The following is a 21,568-nucleotide window of genomic DNA, read 5'->3' as shown; positions in this document are numbered from 1 at the left end:
CGCCGACCACGGAATGGTTCGCACCGTTACTGCGAGCCGGCGCGATTTATGTGGGCGGCAGGACCGGTCCGGCACCGCTCGCGTGACCCATATTTCCCGCCCCGTCAGGCATCTTATTGATAATTCGAGATAAGCATGCCGCCGTATTGCGATTTGCATGAAGGATTGGCCGTTCGGCCTCAATATTCCTAATGGCTTGACGAATTCTCCTTGCTCAAAAGCATCCGTTGCGGATGTTGTCGCCTAGAAATGCGGGGCGGGGGTCTTGGATTTTCTGATGGTCGTCTTGGACGGCGCCGTGCGCGAGTCGATGTTGTTCGCGGCGACCTGGTTCCTGATCGGCGGGGTCGACGATCTTGGTGTCGACCTCTGCTTTTTCGTCGATCGGCTGCGGCACTGGCAGGCACCGCGCCGGTGGGTGAGCGATCTGCCCGAACGGGCGGTGCCCGCATTGTTCGCGATATTCGTCCCGGCCTGGCGCGAGGAGGCGGTAATCGGGGCGATGCTGGCGGCGACGACCTCGCGGTTCGGTGATTCCGGCTATCGCGTGTACGTCGGGGTCTATCCCAACGATCCCGCGACGATCGAGGCGGCGCAAGGATTTGCCGAACGTGATCCACGCATCCGTGTGATCGTCGGTCCGCGCGATGGTCCGACGACCAAAGCGGATTGCCTCAATATCTTATGGGCTGCGCTGGAACGGGACGATGCCGCGGCGGAGCGGCCGACCGAGGCGATCGTCATCCACGATGCCGAGGACGTGGTTCATCCGGCCGAACTGCGGGTCTTCGACGCATTGTTGCAGAGCTATGCGGTGGTGCAGGTGCCGGTATTGCCGCTGATCCGATCGGGATCGCTGGTGTCGGGCCACTATGCCGACGAATTCGCCTATGCGCATGGCATGCAGCAGCCCGTGCGCGCGATGCTGGGTGCGCCCTTGCCGCTGGCGGGAACCGGATGCGCGATCCGGACAGACGTCCTCGGCGAGATCGCCGTCGAGCGGGGCGGCGCGCCGTTCGATGCGTCCTGCCTCACCGAGGATTACGAACTCGGCCTGCACGTCGCCGGCCGCGGCGGCGGCGTCTGCTTCGCGCGGATATGGGACCCGCACGATCGCAGCCTCGTCGCCGTGCGGGCCTATTTCCCCGAGACGTTTCAAACCGCGATCCGGCAGAAGGCGCGGTGGATGACCGGCATCGCCCTTGCCGGCTGGGACCGGATCGGCTGGGGCCTGCCGGGGGCGTTCGCCGACCATTGGATGCGGATGCGTGACCGGCGGGCGCTGATCTCGGTGGTCGTGCTCGGCGTCGCTTATGGCGCGATACTGTTGTGGGTGGCGGTAGCGACGGCGCATTGGCTGAGCGGCGTTCCCGATACCGGGCAGCATATCGCCGGCTGGTTGTGCTGGACGACGACGCTGCTGCTCGGTTGGCGCGTGGCGGTGCGGATCGTGTGCACGACAAGCGCTTACGGCTGGCGCGAGGGCTGCTGGTCGGTGCCGCGGGTCCTCGTCGCCAATCTGATAGCCTTGCTCGCGACCCCCTTGGCGCTGCGCCGCTACGCGCTGTTCCTGCGCGGAGACTCGCCGGTATGGGACAAGACGGTCCACGCCTTTCCCGACATCGATACGCTGGGATGAAGGTCAGCCGGCCGTTCCGGTTCCTGCTGCTGTGGCTCGGGTTCTGGGCGGGGATGCGGGTGACGGACGTGTGGCGCCGGGCGGTCACGGAGCGATCGGAAATGGCGGTGGACGTCGGTCGCGAACGGCGCGTGGGGAGCCCTTCCCGCAAGAGGCGAAGACTATCGGGTGCCGCTGGAGCGTCTTTGGCTGCTTCGGAGCAGGCGGCGTCGCAATCCCAGTCCCGTGCGGGCGTGCACCCAAAGGCGGACGTGGTGACGGCCGTCGTCATACGGGCACGTCAGGAGGTCCAGAGGCCATACCGGCCGAACGAGATGACGCTGGTGCCACCGTTCCCGGCCATCGCGTCGCGCGCCTTCCCGCAGGATCGCAACGCCGTCATACCCGTGGCAAGGCTGGAGATGGTCGCTCTGCCGCCGCCGCCGATCCGCAATCGGCTGGCCGGCAGCGGCTGGCTGATCGTCCGCGCCGGCGGCGGTGAGGCGCACGTGCCGGCAAGCCAGCTCGGCGGATCGCAGGCAGGATTGCGGCTGACCTATCCTCTCGACGGCGCGCAGCGCGTCGCGGTGTCCGCGCGGGTGTCGGCGCCGCTCGCCGGGCCGGGCAGGGAGATCGCGCTGGGGATCGACTGGCAGCCGACGCATGCGCCGATCCATGTCCTCGCCGAACAGCGCTTCTCGATCGATGGCGCTGCGAGCGGGCCGATGCTCGGGCTGGTCGGAGGGTTCGGGCCGATGCCGGTCCAACGCGATCTGATGGTGGAAGGCTATGGCCAGACTGGCGTGGTCGCGCGGCGCGACATCGGTTTCTTCGCCGACGGCGCGATTCGTGCCGCGCATCCGTTGGGCGCGATTCGCGGCATGGCGATCGATGCCGGCGCCGGACTGTGGGGCGGCGTTCAGCCCGGTGCGGAACGGTTCGATGTCGGGCCGACGATAGGCCTCGACCTGCCCTGCGAACCGCGCATCCGCGTCGCCGTCGACTGGCGGCAGCGCGTTGCCGGCCGGTCGCGGCCGGGTTCGGGGCCGGCTTTGTCGCTCGGCAGTGGGTGGTGACGGCTGGTCGGCAGCCGCCAGCCGCGTATAAAGCCGCCCCGTGGACGTCTATCTTCCCATCGCCAATCTGTCGGTCAACGCGCTGGTCATCGTGCTGCTTGGCGGCGGCGTCGGGCTGTTGTCGGGGATGTTCGGGGTCGGCGGCGGCTTTCTTACCACGCCGCTGCTGATCATCTACGGCATTCCGCCGACCGTTGCCGCCGCCTCCTCGGCGAGCCAGGTCACCGGCGCGAGCGTCTCGGGAGTGATCGCGCATTTCGGCCGCAACGGCGTCGACACCAAGATGGGCGGGGTGCTCGTCGCGGGCGGCATCGTCGGCAGCTTCGCCGGCGCGTGGATCTTCCGCCTGCTACAGGCGAGCGGACAGATCGATACGGTGATCGGCATCGTCTATGTCGTCATGCTCGGCTCGATCGGCACGTTGATGGCGCGCGAATCGATCGGTGCGATCGGCGTCGCGCGCGGCCGGCGGCCGATGAAACCGCGCAAGCGCCGCCATCATCCGCTCGTCGCCGCGCTGCCGCTGCGCACGCGCTTCTACGCCTCGGGCCTCTACATCTCGCCGCTGGCGCCGCTGCTGCTCGGCTTCGGGACGGGTATCCTCACGATCCTGCTCGGCATCGGCGGCGGCTTCATCCTGGTGCCGGCGATGATCTATCTGCTCGGCATGGCGACCAGCGTCGTCGTCGGCACCTCGCTGTTCCAGACCCTGTTCGTCACCGCGGTGGCGACGATGGTCCACGCGCTGACGACCAAGGCGGTCGACATCGTGCTTGCCGGGCTGCTGCTGATCGGGTCGGTGATCGGCGCGCAGCTCGGCGCGCGGTTCGCGACCAAGGTGAAGCCCGAATATCTCCGCCTCGCGCTGGCGATCATGGTGCTGCTCGTCGGCCTGCGCATCCTGCTCGGCCTCGTCTGGCGGCCGGAGGAGATCTTCACGGTCGAGCTGACGTGAGGCGCTGGCTGCCGTTCGCCGCGCTGCTGCTGTCGGCGCAGGCACCCGCCCCGGCCGACAAGCCGGTGCTCGTCCCCGACGTGTCGCAGCGCGACATCGAGATCGCCTACAGTTTCACCGGTGCCGAATTGCTGCTGTTCGGCGCCATCCTCTACCCCGGCGGCCGCCTGCCGCGGGGCGAGGCGCCGACCGACATCGTCGTCGTCGTGAAAGGACCAACGCAGCCGGTGCTGGTGCGCGAGAAGAAGAAGGTCGCCGGCATCTGGGTCAATGCCGAGCATCAGCGCTACAGTTCGGTGCCGAGCTTCTATGCGCTCGCCTCGTCGCGGCCGATCGAGCGCATCGTCGACGAGCGCACCCGTGCGATCTACGAACTCGGGCTCGACAGCCTGCAATTGTCGCCCGGATCGAATAGCGCGATCACGGTCGAACAGGGATTCCAGCGCGGGCTGGTCGATCTCAAGCGGCGCGCCGGCCTGTATTTGGAGGCACCGCACGCGGTCGAGATCAGCGAGGGCGTGCTGTATCGCGCCCGGCTGACCATCCCCGCGCGCGTGCCGGTCGGGCGGTTCACCGCCGAGACCTTCCTGATCCGCGACGGCCGCGTGCTCGCCGCCGCGGTGCGCGAGATCGACATCCGCAAATCGGGGTTCGAGCGCTTCGTCGCGCGCGCTGCCGAGCGCCGGTCGATCCTCTACGGGCTGGCGGCGGTGGTGCTGTCGGTCGGTCTCGGGCTTGCCGCCGGGTGGATCGCGCGGCGGATATAGCATGCGATGACGGTATCTTAACGGCTCCCGGCTAGCGCTCGGCAGACGATGGACAGGATGCTGCCGCAATGACCGAGATGCCCGGCCCGAGCGTATTCGCGGGTGCGACGCCCCTTTCGGCCGCCGCGGCGGTCGGCCACGGCGCCGGGCCGGCGGCGATCGGCTGCGTCCTGGCGGTCGCCGGCGGCGGCAGCCGCGTGCTGTTCGATCGCAACGCGCTCGAGCTGGTCGCGCAGGATGCCGATCCGGTGGTCGCCACCGCCGGGCAGGTCGGCGGTCAGATCAAGATGCGCGTCGGCGGCGCGTGGCTGATCGCCAACATCCGCAGCCTGGTGCTGGACGGCGCCGGCAACGACTGGGTCGCGGCCGACATCGACTTCCTCGGCGAGGGCGACGAGGAGCGGCTGACCGGCAAGCTCTACCATTTCCGCCGCGGCGTGACGCGCTATCCGATCCCCGGCTGCGACGTGTTCGCGATCACCACGCGCGACCTCGAACAGATCTATTCCGCCGCCGATCAGCCGCACATCAAGATCGGCACCGTCTATCCGACCCGCGACGTGCGCGCCTCGCTGTACGTCGACGCGATGCTCGGCAAGCATTTCGCGCTGGTCGGGTCGACCGGCACCGGCAAGTCGACCGCCGCGGCGCTGATCCTCCACCGCATCTGCGAACTGGCGCCGCAGGGCCATGTCGTGATGATCGATCCGCATGGCGAATATGCCGCGGCGTTCCGCACCAATGGCGCGATCTACGACGTCAACAATCTCGCCATGCCCTATTGGCTGATGAATCTCGAAGAGCATTGCGAGGTGTTCGTCACCGCCTCCGCCGCGGATCGCCAGGCCGACAGCGACATCCTCGCCCGATGCCTGCTGATGGCGCGCGCCAAGAACCGGCTGGGGCAGGAGATCGCCAAGCTGACTGTCGACGCGCCGATCCCCTATCTGCTCAGCGACCTCACCAACATCATCAGCGCCGAGATGGGCAAGATGGATCGCGCCGGCGACACCTCGCCCTATCTGCGGCTCAAGAGCCGGATCGACGAGATCAAGGCCGATCCGCGCTACAGCTTCATGTTTTCGGGGATGCTGGTCGCCGATACGATGGCCGACTTCCTCGCGCGCATCTTCCGCATGCCCGGCGGCGGCAAGCCGATCTCGATCATCGACGTGTCGGGCGTGCCGTCGGAGATCACCTCGGTGGTGGTCGCGGTGCTCAGCCGGATGACGTTCGACTTCGCGATCTGGTCGCGCAACGAGCCGCAGCGGCCGATCCTGCTCGTCTGTGAAGAGGCGCATCGCTACATTCCAAGCAGCGCGCGCGACGAGGGACGCAACGCTTCGGTCGGGCGCATCCTCGGCCGGATCGCCAAGGAGGGGCGCAAATATGGCGTCAGCCTGGGGCTGATCACGCAGCGGCCGTCCGACCTGGAGGAGGGCGTGCTGTCGCAATGCGGCACGATCATCGCGATGCGGCTCAACAACGAGCGCGACCAGGCGTTCGTCCGCGCGGCGATGCCCGAGGGCGCGCGCGGGTTCCTCGATTCGATCCCCGCGCTGCGCAACCGCGAATCGATCATCTGCGGCGAGGGCGTCGCGGTGCCGATCCGGGTGAGCTTCGACGCACTCGAGGAGGGCAAGCGGCCGGCATCGGGCGATCCGCTGTTCTCTGCGCTATGGCGCGACGCGGGCGGCGAGGATGCGATCATCCAGCGCACCGTCCTGCGCTGGCGCGCGCAGGGGCGCTAATCCAAATTCCTCCCTCGGCAAGGGGAGGACTTAAGAGGTATGCCCCGGTTTCACCGCCAGCAGTCCCGCGACGCGCGCCTTGAAGCGGCGCAGGCTCTCACCGGACAGCGCCTGGACGCTCGCGAACGAGATCGAGCGCGGGTTGATCGTCTGGCCGTTGCGCCAGACCTCCCAATGGAGATGCGGCCCGGTCGACAGGCCAGTCGAGCCGACATAGCCGATTACCTGTCCCTGGCGGACGTGCTCGCCCCGCGCCACCGCGATCCGGCTCATATGGCCATAGCCGCTGGCGAGGCCGCCGCCGTGGACGAGCTTGACGAAATTGCCGTAGCCGCCCGACCGGCCCGCACCCTGGACGACGCCGTCGAGCGCGGCGAGGATCGGCGCTCCGTAAGGCGCGCCGATGTCGAGCCCCTTGTGCATCTTGAGATAGCCGAGCAGCGGATGCATGCGATAGCCGAACGACGAGGTGATCCGCCCTGCCACCGGCATGCCCATGAAGCCGCGGCGTTCGCTCTGGCCGTGCGCGTCGAACCATGACGGTTTGCCGTCGTCGTCCCAGCGTACCAGTTGCACCTTGCGGCGGCCCTGATCGATGCCCGCATAGAGCAGGTCGCCCAGCCGCACCTCGCCGGTGGCGGCGCGCTGCTGTTCGACGATCAGGTCGAAGCCGTCGGCGGCGGTGACGTCGCGGCCGATCGACAGACGGGTGGCGAGCGCCTTGATATAGCTTTCGACGACACGCGCCGGCGCACCCGCGGCCCGCGCCGAGCGATAGAGGCTGGAGCCGACGAGCCCCTGGATGCGCAGCGGCGTGCTGTCGACCGCGATCGGCTTGCGGGTCATGGCGAGGCCGCCGGCGCCGCGATCGAGGCTGAGCGCCAGGTCGAAACGCGCGCGCAGCGCCAGTTTGTCGAGCGGGCGCGCCACCGTCTTCGCCGGGCGGCGCCCGAGGGTCAGCGCGATGCGCGTGCCCGGCGCGATGTCGCCTAGCGTCACCGCCTGCGCTACGAGCCCGGCGGCGGCGCGCGCATCGTTGCGGCCGACGCCGGCGCGCATCAGCACATGGTCGAAATCGTCGCCTTCGCCGAGCGTCGCGTTGAGCTCGACGATCGGGCGTTCGGGGGCTTCGGCGAGCGGCGCGACGAGGTCGTTCGCCGCCATGCGGTGGCCGGTGTCCCCGCCCCAGGCGAGCGGCGCGATCGCCAGCGCGCGGCTTTCCTCGAGCGCGGTGCCGGCGAGCGGTGTGGGGGTGGCGCCGATCAGAGGCGTGATACCGGGAGCGAGCGCCCAGACCGCGCCGATCAGCGTCCCGAAGGTGGCGAGGCCGCGCCACCAATCACCGCTGCCGATCTGCGCGCCGAGGTCGGGCGTCCAGTCGCGCCCGCGCAGCCGCTCCAGCGGCCCGAGCCGGCGCGGTACGGCGAGCGCGCGGCCGAACGGCCGGGCGGCGGTGCCGCCGGCGAGATCGAAACCCTGATCGGTGCGCAAGAACACGCGGGAAGGCGCCTCATCGTGGAATTGGTCGCCGATCGTCCCCCGGCGTCGGGTCGCAGCACTGTGGGGGGCAAAGTCTAAAGTCAAATTAACCGGGGGGTGCGGTGCGGTGGACGGGTTCGCCGGTGCGGTAGGGGGGAATTGGGGTCGCCCCGCTTGCTTTGCCTCATTGCGCGATCGGTCGCGACACCCGATGTTGCCCGCATGAAAGCGGCGGTCACCGCGGTCCTCGGGCCGACCAACACGGGCAAGACCCATCTCGCCGTCGAGCGGATGTGCGCGCATTCGAGCGGGATCATGGGCTTTCCGCTCCGCCTGCTGGCGCGCGAGGTCTACGACCGCGTCGTCAAGCTGAAGGGCGTCGACAGCGTCGCGCTTGTCACCGGCGAGGAGAAGATCGTCCCGCCCAATGCGCGCTGGCATCTGTGCACGGTCGAATCGATGCCCGAGCACGACGCAGCCTTCGTCGCGCTCGACGAGGCGCAGCTCGGCACCGATGTTGAACGCGGCCACGTTTTCACCGACCGCCTGCTGCGCCGGCGCGGGCGCGAGGAAACGATGATCCTCGGGTCCGAGGCGCTGCGGCCGATGGTGCGTGCGCTGGTGCCCGATGCCGAGATCATCGTCCGGCCGCGCTTCTCCAAACTCACCTATGCGGGCGCGAAGAAGATCAGCCGGCTGCCCAAACGCTCGGCGATCGTCGCGTTCAGCGCCGAGGAGGTCTATGCGGTCGCCGAGATGCTGCGCCGCTTGCGCGGCGGTGCCGCGGTGGTGATGGGCGCGCTGTCGCCGCGCACCCGCAACGCGCAGGTTGCGATGTTCCAGGCGGGCGAGGTCGATTATCTCGTCGCCACCGATGCGATCGGCATGGGGCTCAACATGGACGTCGCGCACGTCGCCTTCGCCGGCCTCAGCAAGTTCGACGGTCGTCGCAGCCGCCGACTGACGGTGGCGGAAATGGCGCAGATCGCCGGCCGCGCCGGCCGCCACCAGCGCGACGGCACATTCGGCGGCGTCACCGAAGAGGGGCCGGGCGCGTTCCTGCCCGAGGAGGTGTTCGCGATCGAGGAGCATCGCTTCCCGCGCATCGAACAGCTCTACTGGCGCAACGGCGAACCCGATTACGCCAGCGTCGATGCGCTGATCGCCAGCCTCGAACGGCGGCCCGAGCCGGGCGTGCTGCTCGCCGCGCCGCAGTCGACCGATCTCGCCGTGCTCAAGCGCATGGCGGACGAGACGTGGGTGCGCGATCGTGCGCGGCATCCGGCGATGGTCAAACGGTTGTGGGCGGCGTGCGGCCTGCCCGATTTCCGCAAGCTCGGGCTCGACCCGCATACGCGCTTCGTCAGCCGGATCTTCGGCTATCTCAGCGAAGGCCGCGGCGTCGTGCCGAACCAGTGGTTCGCCGACGAAGTGACGCGGCTCGACACGATCGCCGGCGACGTCGAGACGATCGCCGGGCGGATCGCCGCGATCCGCAGCTGGGCCTATATCGCGCAGCGCCCCGACTGGCTCGCCGACCCCGCCGCGGGCGCCGAGCGGACCAAGACGATCGAGGAGCGATTGTCCGACGGGCTCCACGCCAGCCTGACGCAGCGGTTCGTCGACAAGCGGACCACGGCGCTGATCCGCCAGATCGGCGCCGATGCGTCGCTGCTGCCGGTGGTGATCGGGCCTGAGGGCGAGGTGCTGGTCGAGGATCATCCGATCGGGCGGCTCGACGGCTTCCGCTTCACCGTCGACCCCGCCGCGCGCGCGACGGATCGCCGGCTGCTGCTCGCCGCGGCGGAAAAGCATCTCAGCGGCGAGCGGCGCCGCCGCGGCGAGGCGCTGGTCGCCGCTGAGGACGCGGCGTTTGCCTTGGTCGATGATGCGATCGTGTGGAACGGCCATGCGGTCGCGCTGCTGACGCCAGGGCCGTCGCTGGCGCGGCCGCTACTCAAGCTCGATCGCGATCTCGACTGTCTCGCGAGGCCGCAGCGCGAGGCGGTGGCGGCGCGGGTCAACGGCTGGTTCGCGGCGATACTCGGCCGGCATCTGCCGGCGCTGGTCGCGCTCGCCGAGGCGGCGCGCGATCCGCAGGCGACGCCGGCGCTGCGCGTCGTCGCGGGCGAGCTCGAGGCGGCGGGCGGGCTGATACCGCGGATCGCGCTGCACGAATCGCTGGACGCGCTGACGCAGGACGAGCGCAAGCGGCTGCGCCGGATCGGCATCACGATCGGCGCGCTCGACCTGTTCGACCCGCGCCTGCTCAAGCCCGGCGCGGCGCGCTGGCGGCAGGCGCTGCTCGGCGTGCGCGGCAAGCGTCACGTGCTGCCGCGCGAGGGAGCGACGGTGTTGCCGCGCGGCGTGCCCGGCGCGCAGCTCGCCACCGGTTACCGTCCGCTCGCCGCGCAGGCGGTGCGCGTCGACCTCGTCGAGCGGATCGCGCGCGCTGCGCACGACGCGCGGCAGGGGCGCAAGCCGTTCGCGCCCGATCCCGCGCTCGCGACCTCGATGGGGATCACCGCGCCGACGCTGGAGCGGCTGATGGCCGAACTGGGGTTCCGCACCGTACGTGGCGAGGCGGAAGCGCCGCCCGCCTGGGTGTGGCGCGGCCGCCGGCCGCCGCAGCGCGCCGAGCGGCCCGCGCCGTCGCCGACGGGGGCCTTTGCCGCGCTGGCGGCATGGAGCGGCCATGGCTGACACTATGCGGATCGACATGTTCCTGTGGTTCGTGCGGCTCGCCAAGACGCGCAGCCTCGCGCAGGACCTCGCCTGCGACGGCCGCCTGCGCATCGACGGGCGGCGGATCGAGCGCAGCGCGGCGCCGGTCCGCGTTGGCAATATCCTCACCTTCGCGCTGCACGACCGGGTACGCGTGCTGCGCGTCGAGGCCTTGCCGACGCGACGCGGACCGGCGCCCGAGGCGCAAAGCTGCTATCAGGAACTGGCTGCAAACGTGTCGCAACCGAACGGCTTCGATTGACGCGGGGGGGAACGCGGCATAGCAGCCTCGCGTTCATACCCGGCTTCTTTCGAGCCGATGCACTCTAGCCGGCGCACAGGGCCGCAAGGAACCAGAATGACCTACGTCGTCACCGATGCCTGCATCCGCTGCAAGTATATGGACTGCGTCGAGGTGTGTCCGGTCGACTGCTTCTACGAGGGCGAGAACATGCTCGTCATCAACCCCAGCGAATGTATCGACTGCGGCGTGTGCGAGCCCGAATGCCCGGCCGAGGCGATCCTGCCCGATACCGAGAGCGGGCTGGAGCAATGGCTGGAGCTCAACACGACCTTCTCGGCGCAATGGCCCAACGTCACGCGCAAGCTCGACCAGACGCCGCCCGACGCCGATGCGATGAAGGGCGTCGAGAACAAATATGAGCAATTCTTCTCGCCGGAGCCGGGCGCGGGCGACTGAGCGACCCGAATCGGGTTCGATCATACAGGGTAAGTCAGTCCAACTGGCTTATCCACGCTGGTAATTTTGTTGCGACTGTGTTAAAAGTGTCCACGACGGGCATGATGAGTCCTGCCCGTCAGGAGACACTCGTACCAACCATCCTCGCCGTCCGGACCCGCGGGTATCCCGCCCCGGACGATCCTCGCGACGGATGCGATCCAGAAAGGCCCGTTCATGGCTGCCAAGGCATTGTCCTTCGATGTCGGTGATTACGTTGTTTATCCGAAGCATGGCGTCGGCCGTGTGATCGAGCTGCAGAAGCAGGAGATCGCCGGTACCAGCCTCGAGCTGTACGTGCTGCGCTTCGAGAAAGAGCGGATGACGCTCCGCGTCCCCACCAACAAGGCCGAATCGGTCGGTATGCGCAAGCTCTCGTCGGACAAGACGATGCGCGAGGCGATGGAAACGCTCAAGGGCAAGCCCAAGGTGAAGCGCACCATGTGGTCGCGCCGCGCGCAGGAATATGAGGCGAAGATCAATTCGGGCGACCTCGCGTCGATCGCCGAAGTGGTCCGCGACCTGTTCCGCGCCGACGACCAGCCCGAGCAGAGCTATTCGGAGCGGCAGATCTTCGAGGCGGCGTGCAGCCGACTCGCCCGCGAACTGGCCGCGATGGAAGAGGTCGACGAGCCCAAGGCGCAGGAGAAGATTCTCGACATCCTCCGCGCCGCGGCCGCGATCTACAACAAGGAGAAGGTGCCGGCGTAAGCCGCGCATCGTTCCGGTGAAGCAAGAGGGCGGTCCTGCGGGGCCGCCCTTTTTCTTAGGGGGCGGGCGTTGCGCTACGCCCGCGCGAGGGCAGGGAGGCAGGCTATCGCATACGGCCGTTCACATCAGTCGCTCGCTTTCAAAGCCCACCCCGTCACCTTGGACTGGTTCCGGGGTCCACTCCGTGGCGAGGAGAAACGCTTGAGTCGACACCGTTCCCTTGCGGTCCGGTGGACCCCGGAACGAGTCCGGGGTGACGGATATGATGAGGAAACCGATCGAGCCTCGCCACCCCATCGATATGCAATCGCGCTGCATCAATGAGGACTGCTTGCCCTCACCCTCCTTGTGTATTATTGAAGCAATACACAAGGAGGGTTGAAGGATGCAGGCGGTCGCATTTGTCATGGTCGGTACGATGCTCGCCGGCTGCTCGATGGGGCAGGACGACGGCCCCGGCGTCACGCCGACCGGCAGCGGCACCACCCGCAGCTACGCCGTCACGGATTTCTCCAAGATCGATCTGACCGGCAGCGACGAGGTCGAGGTGCGCGCCGGCAAGGCATTCTCGGTCCGCGCCGAAGGCAAGCCCGAGGATCTCGACACGCTGCGCATCGCCAGGGACGACGAGACGCTGGCGATCGGGCGCAAGCGGTCGCTCCGCTGGGGGCACGGCGGCAAGGTCACCGTCTATGTGACGCTGCCGCGCCTGACGGAGGCAAGCATCACCGGATCGGGAACGATGGCGGTCGACCGCGTGTCGGGCGACGCGTTCAAGGCGGACGTAAGGGGATCGGGCGATCTCAACATCGCCGCGCTCATGACCGACCGCGCCGAGGTCTCGATCGCCGGGACCGGGAACGTCCGCGCCGGTGGCGCGGTCAAGGATCTGGCGGTCGAGGTCGCGGGCACCGGCAGCCTTGATGCCGCCGGGCTGCGCGTCGAGCGTGCCGACGTCTCGGTCACCGGCACCGGCGACGTGCGCGCTGCGGTATCCGGAACCGCGAAGGTGCAGGTCGCCGGAACGGGCGACGTCGATCTCGGCGCGGCGGCGCGCTGCACCGTGTCGAACACGGGCACCGGCTCGGTGCGCTGCGGGCGCTAACGTCGATCGGCCGTAAGTCCTTGCCGCACCGACAAAGCGGTGCGACGCTCGGCGCGATGATCCGTCTGTTCGCCCTGCTGCTGCTCCTGCCCTCGGCGGCGATGGCCGAAGAGCGCCGCGTCGCGCTCGGCAGCTTCGAGCGGGTGCGGATCAATGGCGCGTTCGAGGTGACGATCACCACCGGATCGCCCGGCGCCACGGTGATCGGCGATCGCGGCGTGATCGGTGACATCGACCTGCGCGCCGAGGGCACGACGCTGACCGTGCGTCAGACCAGCACCAGCCGCTGGGGCGAGCAGCGGCAGGCGACCGCGAGGGCGCCGGTCCGTATCCTGCTCGCGACGCCGCGGCTGAGCGGGATCACGGTGAACGGCGGCAGCAAGGTGACGGTGGCGCGGCTGGTTGGGTCGCGCGTCGACCTCTCCGCTGCCGGCACCGGCACGATCGAGGTCGCCGCGGTGCAGGCGGATCAGCTTATCGTGCAGCTCGCCGGCGACGGCAGGATCGGCCTCGCCGGCCGCGCCACCGCGATGCGGCTGGTCGCCAGCGGCGCGGGCACGATCGACGCGGCGGGGCTGGAGGCGAACGACCTCGACCTGCATCTCGACGGCCCGGGCACGGTGCGCGCACGCGCACGCTACACCGCGGTGGTGGCGAGCAGCGGGCTGGGGGCGGTGACGGTGACGGGGCGCCCGAAATGCCGGGTCATCGCCGCCGCCGGCGCGCCGGTGACGTGCGGCGCGGGGGAATAAAGACGGCGGGTGCGTGATCCCGCGCGTCGTTCAGATCAGCGCCAGTTCCGCCAGCCGGCCGACCAGCGCCGGCGGCATCGCCGCGAGCCCATCGGTCTCGCCACCGAGATCGGCCGGCGCATCCGCCGCTTCGAGATAGCGCCAGCCCTGATGCGCGCGCTTGGGGCGCGCCTGGACCAGCACCAGCGCCGGGTCGATGTGGATCGCGACGCGGCCGCCCTCCGCCTCGCCGAAACCGAGGATCGCCGAGCGCGCGACCAGCTGGTGCTTCAGGATCCAGAACAGCGAGCCCTGGCCCGCGACCTCCTCGTGCCGCTTGGGCAAATAGCGGGTGGTGAGGAACACCGGTCCGTCGGCGGCGCGCAGGGCAAGGCGTTCGGCGAGATGCTCGACACTGGTCGCGCCGAAGGCCACTTTCGTCAGGTGCAACATGGACGTGCGATGTGGGTCAGGCGTGCAGTCCCCACAAGGTCGCCAGACCCAGGAACGAGAAGAAGCCCATCGTATCGGTCAGCGTCGTCACGAACACTGCCGATGACACGGCGGGATCGATGTTCATCCGATCGAGCGTCACCGGCACCAGCACGCCGCCGAGCCCCGCGGTGATGTTGTTGGTGAACATCGCCGCGGCGATGACCAGCGCGAGGTCGGTGCGCCCGAAGACGATGAACGTGCCGAGCCCGATCAGCACGCCGAGCGCCAGGCCGTTGGCGGCGGCGATGCGCAACTCGCGGAACACCATCCAGCGCGTGTTCGAATCGGTAAGCTGGTTGGTGGCGATCGCGCGGACGACGACGGCGAGCGTCTGCGTGCCGGCATTGCCGCCCATCCCGGAAACGATCGGCATCAGGATGGCGAGCGTCGCGAAACCGGCGATCGTGCTTTCGAACAGGCCGACCACCGACGAGGCGATCATCGCGGTGCCGAGATTGACCACCAGCCACATCAGCCGCGTCCGTACGGTCAGCCGGATCGGCTCGTTGATGTCGCCGTCGCCCGCGCCGGACAGGAGCAGCGTATCCTCGCCCGCCTCTTCCTGGATGATGTGGACGATGTCGTCGACGGTGATCATGCCGACGAGGCGATTGGCCGAATCGACCACCGCGGCGCTGATCAGCGCATATTTCTGGAAGCGGAGCGCGACCTCTTCCTGATCCATGTCGACCGGGATCAGCGTCTGCTCGCGCTTCATCACGTCGGCGATGGCGATATTGCCCGGCGTGCGCAGGATCCACGACAATTGGCAGGTGCCGACCGGGTGATGGCCGGCGTCGACGACGAAGATCTCCCAGAAATCGGTGGTCAGTTCCTCGTGGCCGCGCAGGAATTCGATCGCGTCGCCGACCGTCCAGTGATCGGGCACCGCGATCAGCTCGCGCTGCATCAGGCGGCCGGCGGATTCCTCGGGATAGGACAGCGCCTCCTCGATCGCGGCGCGATCGTCGGGGTCGAGCGCGCGCAGCACCGCGCGCTGGTCCGCCTCTTCCATGTCCTCGATGATCGCGACGGCGTCGTCGGTATCGAGTTCGGAGGCGAGGTCGGCGACCTCGGTCGGCGTCAGCGCGTCGATCAAATCCTCGCGGACGTAATCGTTCATCTCCGCGAAGACGTCGGCGTCGAGCAGGTCCTTGAGCGCCTTGGCGAGCGGCCCGCGATCCTCGTGCGGGGTCAGCTCGAACAGATCGGCGATGTCGGCGGGATGGAGCGGCTCGACCAGCGCGCGCGCCGCCTCGTCGTCGCCGTCGGCGACCGCGTCGCGCACCGCATCGACGAATTCGGGACGCAACCGGTCGTCCTCGTCCAGCTCGTCCTGTTCGGGGGCGGGGGCCTCGGGAAGTTCGGTCTCGCTCATCGCTGCCTCCTCCCGGCGTTGTCCGCTCGCGCTCTACCGCGCTGCGGCACGATTGGCCACCCTCGCGGATTTGCCCTTCGGCGTCAGCGATACTACCTGCACGTCAACCATAAGAGGACGAACCATGGCCGATACGTACAATACCCTGACGCTGACGCTCGCGGACGGCGACGTCACGATCAAGCTGCGCCCCGATCTCGCGCCCAATCACGTCGCGCGCATCGCCGAGCTGGCCAATGAAGGCTTCTACGACGGCGTCGTCTTCCACCGCGTCATCCCCGGCTTCATGGCGCAGGGCGGCGACCCCACCGGTACCGGCACCAGCGGATCGGACAAGCCGAACCTCAAGCAGGAATTCAGCAAGGAGCCGCACGTGCGCGGCGTCTGCTCGATGGCGCGGACCAGCGATCCCAATTCGGCGAACAGCCAGTTCTTCATCGTCTTCGACGATGCGCGCTTCCTCGACAGCCAATATACCGTCTGGGGCGAGGTCACCGACGGCATGGAGCTGATCGACGCGCTCCCCAAGGGCGAGCCGCCGCGCGAGCCGGGCAAGATCGTCAAGGCCCGCGCCGAATAAGCCGCCTCCCCCTCCCCGCACGGGGAGGGGGACCGCGTCGCGGGCGTGCCGTTCGTGGAAGCCCCCTTCCGTCAGCGCTGACGCGCTGCCACCTCCCCATGCCGGGGAGGAACGAGATTCACACCTCGCCCAGCGTCTGGATCAGCCAGTCGTGGAACATGCGGACCGGACGCTGGTGGAGCGCGCGCGGGCGGCAGACGAACCAGTAACTGTACGGGCTCTCCACGACGATATCGAAGAGCCGCACCAGCCGCGGATCGCGTGCCTCCTGGAAGTGACTCTCGTGCATGAAGGCGACGCCGAGCCCCTGGGCCGCCGCCTCGAGCATCAGCGCACCCGAATCGAAATAGTCGATCGCCAGCGGTTCGATGCCGGGATCGACCTTCGCCGCGTCGCGCCAGGCGGTGAAATTGTCGGGCATCTCGCGGTGGATCAGCGCGGTGAGGCGGGAGAGCTGCTCGGGCCGCGTCACCGGATCCGGCCCGTCGAGCAGCGTCCTGGCACCGATCACATAGACCGAATTGCGATCGAGCCGCTTGGCATAGAGCGTCGGCTCGATCTCGCGCGACAGCGCGATCACCGCGTCGAGCCCCTCGCCGAGCCGTGCGACGCCATGGCCGGCGGTATCGATGTCGAGATGCAGTTCCGGATGCGCCGCACGCAATTCACCCAGCCGCGGAAATAGCCGTTGCGACGCGAACAAGGGCAGGATGCCGAGCCGCAGCCGCAACACCTCGACCGTCCCGGTCATCGCCTCGACCGCATCGGACAGGCTGTCGAGCACCGGCGCGATCTGGCCGAGCAGCCGTTCGCCATCGGCGTTGAGCACCATCGCCTGATGCCGGCGCTCGAACAACGGCCTGTCGATAAAGCGTTCCAGCGACTGGACGCGGCGGCTGAGCGCCGGTGCCGACAGCGCCAGTTCGGTGGCGGCGGCCTTGACCGAACCCAGTCGCGCGACCTGGACGAATGCCTCGATCGCGCCAAGCGGCGGCAGTCTGCGCATGACGATCCTCTCCTTGCATCCGTTCCTGACCGATCACGCCGACGAATGCAACTTCTGCAATCGTAACGTATCTTTTCGCACTTGCAACATAAAGCTGCGGACGACAAAAGGGACGGGCCTTTCAGGCATCCTCTCCTAAAACTTTCACGGGCCGGCCCTTCGGGGCTGGCCCTTTTTTTGGGTCGGCGCGCGGTGGCGCAGGCGGAACCGTCTTCCTATCTCGCACGCTCGAAACGGTTTCGAGGATCAACGTGCATGGCCGATAGCGATACCACCACCCGCAAGATCCAGGTGGCGAACAGCCGTCCGGAAGATTCCGGCCGCGGCCTGGCGCATCTGCCGCGCAGCCTGATGGCGGCGCTGGGGGTGGGCGAGGGCGACGTCATCGAGATCGTCGGCAAGCAATCGACCCCCGCGCGAGCGGTCGGCCCCTATACCGAGGACGAAGGCATCGAGGTGCTGCGCATCGACGGTCTGCAGCGCGCCAATGCCGGCGTCGGCGCGGGCGATTTCGTCGAGGTGCGCAAGGTCGAATCCAAGCCGGCGACGCGCGTCGTCTTCGCACCGGCGCAGGCGAACCTGCGCCTGCAAGGCCAGCCGCAGGCGCTCAAGCGCACCTTCTTCGGCCGGCCGTTGTGCCAAGGCGACGTCGTCGCGACCGCGGGGCACCAGCGCGTCGGCAACATGCCGCCGGGCATCCAGCAGTTCATGAACGCGCCCGCTTATGCCTTGCAGGAGATCCGCCTCGCGGTCGTCTCGGCGAGCCCCAAGGGTGTCGTCCATATCGACGAGAATACCGAGATCGAGCTGCGCCCCGAATATGAGGAGCCGACGCAGCGTCGTGCCGACGTCACCTATGACGATATCGGCGGCATGGCGACGACGATCGACCAGTTGCGCGAGATGGTCGAGTTGCCGCTGCGCTATCCCGAGCTGTTCGAGCGGCTAGGGGTCGAGCCGCCCAAGGGGCTGTTGCTCTACGGCCCGCCGGGGACGGGCAAGACGCGGCTCGCGCGCGCGGTCGCCAATGAATCGGACGCGAGCTTCTTCCTGATTAACGGGCCGGAGATCATGGGCTCCGCTTATGGCGAGTCGGAAGGCCGGCTGCGCGAGATCTTCGAGGAGGCGGCCAAGTCGGCGCCGTCGATCGTCTTCATCGACGAGATCGATTCGATCGCCCCCAAGCGCGGCAACGTGCAGGGTGAGGCGGAGAAGCGCGTCGTCGCGCAGCTGCTGACGCTGATGGACGGGCTCGAATCGCGTGCCAATCTCGTCGTCATCGCCGCGACCAACCGGCCCGAGGCGATCGACGAGGCGCTGCGCCGGCCGGGCCGCTTCGACCGCGAGATCGTCGTCGGCGTGCCCGACGAGCGTGGACGGCGCGAGATCCTCGGTATCCATACGCGCGGCATGCCGTTGGGCGACAAGGTCGATCTCGCCGAGTTGGCACGTACCACCTACGGCTTCGTCGGTGCCGATCTCGCCGCGCTGACCCGCGAGGCGGCGATCGAGGCGGTGCGGCGGATCATGCCGAAGCTCAACCTCGAGGAGCGCACCGTGCCACCCGAGGTGCTCGATACGCTGTCGGTGACGCGCGAGGATTTCCTCGGCGCGCTGAAGCGCGTCCAGCCGTCGGCGATGCGCGAGGTGATGGTCGAGGCGCCGCGCGTGCGCTGGGAGGATGTCGGCGGGCTCGATGCCGCGCAGACGCGGCTCAAGGAAGGCGTCGAACTGCCGCTCAAGGACCCGGACGCGTTCCGGCGACTGGGTATCCGGCCGGCGAAGGGCTTCCTGCTCTACGGCCCTCCCGGCACCGGCAAGACCCTGCTCGCCAAGGCAGTCGCGCGCGAGGCGGAGGCGAATTTCATCGCCACCAAATCCTCCGATCTGCTGTCGAAATGGTATGGCGAGAGCGAGCAGCAGATCAGCCGGCTGTTCCAGCGCGCGCGTCAGGTCGCGCCGTGCGTGATCTTCATCGACGAACTCGACAGCCTCGTGCCGGCACGGGGCTCGGGGGCGGGCGAGCCGCAGGTCACCGAGCGCGTGGTCAACACGATCCTCGCCGAGATGGACGGGCTGGAGGAGCTGCAGTCGGTCGTCGTGATCGGCGCGACCAACCGGCCCAATCTGATCGATCCGGCGCTGCTGCGGCCGGGGCGGTTCGACGAATTGGTGTACGTCGGTGTTCCCAATACCGAGGGGCGACGGCGCATCCTGTCGATCCAGACGCAGAAGATGCCGCTCGCCGGCGACGTCGATCTCGATCGGGTGGCGAAGCGGACGGATCGCTTCACCGGTGCCGACCTGGAGGACGTGGTGCGCCGCGCCGGCCTGATCGCGCTGCGCCGGTCGCTGCAGTCGACCGAGGTGACGATGGCCGATTTCGAAGAGGCGCTGACCGAATCGCGGGCGAGCGTCACCCCCGAGATGGAGAAGGATTACGAGCAGATCGCCTCGCGCCTGAAACAGGATGCGGCGGCGATCCAGCCATTGGGCTTCATCTCGCCCGGCCAGTTGCAGAGCCGCGGCGGCAAGGCGGATTATTGACCTCTTTCCGTTCGCGCTGAGCCTGTCGAAACGCCGCTCTCCCCAAGCGTCATGCCGGCGGAGAGATGGGCTTCGGCAGGCTCAGCCCGAACGGATCGGCTAGCCCCGCTCCCTCAGGCTCGCCCAAGCGTAGCCGAACAGCAGCAGGAGCGCGGCTGCCGCCGTCAGATACGGCAGCGGTCGCGCGATTTCGTACAGCCCGACGCCGATCGACGGACCGAGCACGAAACTGGCGCCGTTGACGCTGGTCACCTTGCCCGCCACCGAACCCTGCGCCGCCGGGCCGACCGCGAGGCTCGATCCGGCGGTGAATCCGGGGCGGGTGAAGCCGAAGCCGAGATTGGCGAGCGCATAGGCCGTGGCGATGCCGTACAGCGACGTCGCCACCCCGGTCAGCGCGACGCCCGCCGCCGCTAATATCAGGCCGGTCAGCACCAGCCGGCGCGGGCTGAGCCCGAGCAGCGGGATCACGCCCCATTGCACCAGCAGCGCCGCGCCTGCGCCCATCATCAGCACGATTCCGGTCGGCTCGAGCGCCTGGGCGGGCGGGATCGCCAGCCGGTCGATCACCAGGAAGCCGATCGCCTGGCTGGTCATCGCCTGCGCATGCCCCATCACCAGTCCGGCGATCATCCAGCCGCGCACGCGGCGGTCGAGATAGCCGACGCGCTCGGCGTGCGGTGCGGTGGCGGCGGCGACGCTCGCGCCGGTCGGTGCGCCGCCGATCGAGGGATAGGCGGACGACGCACCATGTTCGCGATGCCCCGCACGCCGGTCGTCGGGGAGCAGCACCCGTACCGCGATCCACACGCCGACGCCGAACAGCGCGAAGACGAAGGCGGGGCCGGCGAGCCCGATCTCGACCCCGCCGATCGTGCCGAGCAACAGATAGGGCGCGATCGCCGGGCCGAGGATGGTGCCGAGCCCGAACGCGCTCGCCAGCAGCGTCAGCGCGCGGGTGCGATCCTGCCGGCTGGTCTCGCCGGCGACCAGCGCCTGTACCGCCGGCGGCGCGGCCGAGCCGAACGTGCCGTAGATCAGCCGGCCGCCGATGAAGCAGCCGAACGCCGCGGTGCCGCCGATCCAGCCGTTGATCCCCGCCGCCAGGAACAACCCGCACAGGCCGAGCGACACCGCGAAACCGCCGACGCCGAGCAGGATCAGCGCGCGATGGCCATGCCGGTCGGACCGGTTCGCCCAGAACGGCGCAGCGATCACCCACAGCAACGCCGATACCGAGAACGCCGCGGCCACCGCGCGATCGGCGACGCCGAGCGAGCGGCCGAGCGCCGGCAGGATCGACTGCAAGGCGGTATTGCCCGCCGCGATCGTCAGCATGACGAGGAAGAGCAATGCGAAATGCGGATCGATCGTGCGCGGGTCCGCCCTCACCTCTGTGTGCTCACGGACGCGTCCAGGCATAAGCACGCGTCGTCGTCGCCACCGTGACGCGATACCAATCGTACCAGCATGCGCGACCGCGTTCGCGGATCGTCACATGCTCGGGATGGTCGCGCCACGCCTGCGCGCTCACGGTATCCGCCCAATAGCTGATCGTGATGCCGACCCCGTCGCCGTCGCGGACGCTGTCGACGCCGCGATAGCCGGGCTGCGCCGCCGCCAGCGCGTCCATCGCCGCGGCGGCGGCGTCGTAGCCCGCCGCATCCTCGCCATTGCGCCGCGATACGAAGATCACCGCGACCTCGCCTTCATCCTCCCGCTGCATCGCCGCTCATCCCCCGTGCCGCCCCCTTCCTACGCCTCCGTTCGGGCGGGGCAAGCGGGCACCGCTGCGATGAACCGCGTGGCCAAACGCAACCGTGTGTCTTGAAACGCGTTCGGAAAACGTGGCACGGGGTGTCACCCGCGTGTCGACGCGGGCCGATCACGAGAACGACAGGAACAC

General features: G+C 68.8%; 19 protein-coding genes. 13 read left to right on the top strand and 6 right to left on the bottom strand.

All coding sequences use genetic code 11. From position 1 onward, the window contains the following. Positions 1–277: 277 nt before the first annotated feature. The 5 genes from MC45_RS13485 (at position 278) to MC45_RS13465 (ending at position 6,167) form a co-directional block, all read left to right on the top strand. Complete coding sequence (locus tag MC45_RS13485; protein ID WP_038667425.1) at positions 278–1,639, top strand: glycosyl transferase family protein; 1,362 nt, start codon at positions 278–280, stop codon at positions 1,637–1,639. Between the two features lie 314 nt (positions 1,640–1,953). Then, positions 1,954–2,694, top strand: a complete 741-nt coding sequence (locus MC45_RS13480; RefSeq protein ID WP_052075676.1) for a hypothetical protein — start codon at positions 1,954–1,956, stop codon at positions 2,692–2,694. Between the two features lie 40 nt (positions 2,695–2,734). Beyond that, positions 2,735–3,649 carry a sulfite exporter TauE/SafE family protein gene (locus MC45_RS13475; RefSeq protein WP_038664111.1) on the top strand — a complete coding sequence of 305 codons (915 nt, stop codon included), beginning with the start codon at positions 2,735–2,737 and terminating at the stop codon, positions 3,647–3,649. Further along, entirely contained in the window at positions 3,646–4,416 is a 771-nt protein-coding gene (locus MC45_RS13470) for a TIGR02186 family protein (protein ID WP_179944540.1), read from the top strand. Before MC45_RS13475 ends, MC45_RS13470 begins: the two co-directional genes overlap by 4 nt. 68 nt (positions 4,417–4,484) lie before the next feature. Beyond that, complete coding sequence (locus tag MC45_RS13465) at positions 4,485–6,167, top strand: ATP-binding protein (RefSeq protein WP_038664108.1); 1,683 nt, start codon at positions 4,485–4,487, stop codon at positions 6,165–6,167. A 30-nt stretch (positions 6,168–6,197) separates the two neighbouring features. Here the strand turns inward: MC45_RS13465 and MC45_RS13460 are convergent, their stop codons facing one another. Continuing rightward, the gene (locus tag MC45_RS13460) at positions 6,198–7,664 is read right to left on the bottom strand and encodes a M23 family metallopeptidase (RefSeq protein WP_038664105.1); all 1,467 of its coding nucleotides are present in this window, start codon (positions 7,662–7,664) and stop codon (positions 6,198–6,200) included. Between the two features lie 204 nt (positions 7,665–7,868). On the opposite strand from MC45_RS13460, the gene MC45_RS13455 reads away from it, so the two are divergent. The 6 genes from MC45_RS13455 to MC45_RS13430 all read left to right on the top strand — a co-directional run bounded on the left by MC45_RS13455 (position 7,869) and on the right by MC45_RS13430 (position 13,677). Next, a complete protein-coding gene (locus MC45_RS13455) occupies positions 7,869–10,349 on the top strand; it encodes a helicase-related protein (protein ID WP_038664103.1) in 2,481 nt (826 codons plus the stop codon). After that, positions 10,342–10,632: an RNA-binding S4 domain-containing protein gene (locus MC45_RS13450; protein WP_038664100.1), complete on the top strand. Its 291-nt coding sequence runs from the start codon at positions 10,342–10,344 to the stop codon at positions 10,630–10,632. Before MC45_RS13455 ends, MC45_RS13450 begins: the two co-directional genes overlap by 8 nt. 96 nt (positions 10,633–10,728) lie before the next feature. Further along, on the top strand, positions 10,729–11,070 hold the full coding sequence (gene fdxA, locus MC45_RS13445) for a ferredoxin FdxA (protein ID WP_038664097.1): 342 nt from the start codon (positions 10,729–10,731) through the stop codon (positions 11,068–11,070). A gap of 216 nt (positions 11,071–11,286) precedes the next feature. Continuing rightward, entirely contained in the window at positions 11,287–11,820 is a 534-nt protein-coding gene (locus MC45_RS13440) for a CarD family transcriptional regulator (RefSeq protein WP_038664094.1), read from the top strand. A gap of 385 nt (positions 11,821–12,205) precedes the next feature. Beyond that, positions 12,206–12,925 (top strand): head GIN domain-containing protein, encoded by a 720-nt coding sequence (locus MC45_RS13435; RefSeq protein ID WP_038664092.1) that lies wholly within the window; start codon positions 12,206–12,208, stop codon positions 12,923–12,925. A 56-nt stretch (positions 12,926–12,981) separates the two neighbouring features. Then, a complete protein-coding gene (locus MC45_RS13430) occupies positions 12,982–13,677 on the top strand; it encodes a GIN domain-containing protein (protein WP_038667420.1) in 696 nt (231 codons plus the stop codon). A 30-nt stretch (positions 13,678–13,707) separates the two neighbouring features. Here the strand turns inward: MC45_RS13430 and MC45_RS13425 are convergent, their stop codons facing one another. Both MC45_RS13425 and mgtE read right to left on the bottom strand, forming a co-directional pair. Next, positions 13,708–14,109 (bottom strand): DUF1489 family protein, encoded by a 402-nt coding sequence (locus MC45_RS13425; protein ID WP_038664089.1) that lies wholly within the window; start codon positions 14,107–14,109, stop codon positions 13,708–13,710. 16 nt (positions 14,110–14,125) lie between these two features. Next, positions 14,126–15,529 carry a magnesium transporter gene (gene mgtE / locus MC45_RS13420; protein ID WP_038664086.1) on the bottom strand — a complete coding sequence of 468 codons (1,404 nt, stop codon included), beginning with the start codon at positions 15,527–15,529 and terminating at the stop codon, positions 14,126–14,128. A gap of 124 nt (positions 15,530–15,653) precedes the next feature. On the opposite strand from mgtE, the gene MC45_RS13415 reads away from it, so the two are divergent. After that, the gene (locus tag MC45_RS13415) at positions 15,654–16,109 is read left to right on the top strand and encodes a peptidylprolyl isomerase (RefSeq protein WP_038664083.1); all 456 of its coding nucleotides are present in this window, start codon (positions 15,654–15,656) and stop codon (positions 16,107–16,109) included. Positions 16,110–16,227: 118 nt separating this feature from the next. On the opposite strand, the gene MC45_RS13410 is transcribed toward MC45_RS13415, so the two are convergent. Next, positions 16,228–17,115, bottom strand: a complete 888-nt coding sequence (locus MC45_RS13410; protein ID WP_038664080.1) for a LysR substrate-binding domain-containing protein — start codon at positions 17,113–17,115, stop codon at positions 16,228–16,230. 255 nt (positions 17,116–17,370) lie between these two features. On the opposite strand from MC45_RS13410, the gene MC45_RS13405 reads away from it, so the two are divergent. Beyond that, a complete protein-coding gene (locus MC45_RS13405) occupies positions 17,371–19,662 on the top strand; it encodes a CDC48 family AAA ATPase (RefSeq protein ID WP_038664079.1) in 2,292 nt (763 codons plus the stop codon). A 99-nt stretch (positions 19,663–19,761) separates the two neighbouring features. Here MC45_RS13405 and MC45_RS13400 read toward each other — a convergent pair whose 3' ends face one another. After that, positions 19,762–21,000, bottom strand: coding sequence for an MFS transporter (locus MC45_RS13400; protein ID WP_156143919.1), 1,239 nt, complete (start codon positions 20,998–21,000; stop codon positions 19,762–19,764). Between the two features lie 64 nt (positions 21,001–21,064). Further along, complete coding sequence (locus tag MC45_RS13395) at positions 21,065–21,388, bottom strand: antibiotic biosynthesis monooxygenase family protein (RefSeq protein WP_038664072.1); 324 nt, start codon at positions 21,386–21,388, stop codon at positions 21,065–21,067. Positions 21,389–21,568 lie beyond the last annotated feature (180 nt).

Source organism: Sphingomonas taxi, from assembly GCF_000764535.1.
GTDB lineage: Bacteria > Pseudomonadota > Alphaproteobacteria > Sphingomonadales > Sphingomonadaceae > Sphingomonas > Sphingomonas taxi.
This window is presented reverse-complemented; position numbering and strand designations above follow the sequence as displayed.

What these genes read in the sequence shown, in the direction of transcription:
- MC45_RS13485 (WP_038667425.1), top strand. Translation starts at nt 278, where the DNA reads ATGGTCGTCTTGGACGGCGCCGTGCGCGAGTCGATGTTGTTCGCGGCG.
- MC45_RS13480 (WP_052075676.1), top strand. Translation starts at nt 1,954, where the DNA reads ATGACGCTGGTGCCACCGTTCCCGGCCATCGCGTCGCGCGCCTTCCCG.
- MC45_RS13465 (WP_038664108.1), top strand. Translation starts at nt 4,485, where the DNA reads ATGACCGAGATGCCCGGCCCGAGCGTATTCGCGGGTGCGACGCCCCTT.
- MC45_RS13455 (WP_038664103.1), top strand. Translation starts at nt 7,869, where the DNA reads ATGAAAGCGGCGGTCACCGCGGTCCTCGGGCCGACCAACACGGGCAAG.
- MC45_RS13450 (WP_038664100.1), top strand. Translation starts at nt 10,342, where the DNA reads ATGGCTGACACTATGCGGATCGACATGTTCCTGTGGTTCGTGCGGCTC.
- fdxA (WP_038664097.1), top strand. Translation starts at nt 10,729, where the DNA reads ATGACCTACGTCGTCACCGATGCCTGCATCCGCTGCAAGTATATGGAC.
- MC45_RS13440 (WP_038664094.1), top strand. Translation starts at nt 11,287, where the DNA reads ATGGCTGCCAAGGCATTGTCCTTCGATGTCGGTGATTACGTTGTTTAT.
- MC45_RS13435 (WP_038664092.1), top strand. Translation starts at nt 12,206, where the DNA reads ATGCAGGCGGTCGCATTTGTCATGGTCGGTACGATGCTCGCCGGCTGC.
- MC45_RS13430 (WP_038667420.1), top strand. Translation starts at nt 12,982, where the DNA reads ATGATCCGTCTGTTCGCCCTGCTGCTGCTCCTGCCCTCGGCGGCGATG.
- MC45_RS13425 (WP_038664089.1), bottom strand. Translation starts at nt 14,109, where the DNA reads ATGTTGCACCTGACGAAAGTGGCCTTCGGCGCGACCAGTGTCGAGCAT.
- mgtE (WP_038664086.1), bottom strand. Translation starts at nt 15,529, where the DNA reads ATGAGCGAGACCGAACTTCCCGAGGCCCCCGCCCCCGAACAGGACGAG.
- MC45_RS13415 (WP_038664083.1), top strand. Translation starts at nt 15,654, where the DNA reads ATGGCCGATACGTACAATACCCTGACGCTGACGCTCGCGGACGGCGAC.
- MC45_RS13410 (WP_038664080.1), bottom strand. Translation starts at nt 17,115, where the DNA reads ATGCGCAGACTGCCGCCGCTTGGCGCGATCGAGGCATTCGTCCAGGTC.
- MC45_RS13405 (WP_038664079.1), top strand. Translation starts at nt 17,371, where the DNA reads ATGGCCGATAGCGATACCACCACCCGCAAGATCCAGGTGGCGAACAGC.
- MC45_RS13400 (WP_156143919.1), bottom strand. Translation starts at nt 21,000, where the DNA reads ATGCTGACGATCGCGGCGGGCAATACCGCCTTGCAGTCGATCCTGCCG.
- MC45_RS13395 (WP_038664072.1), bottom strand. Translation starts at nt 21,388, where the DNA reads ATGCAGCGGGAGGATGAAGGCGAGGTCGCGGTGATCTTCGTATCGCGG.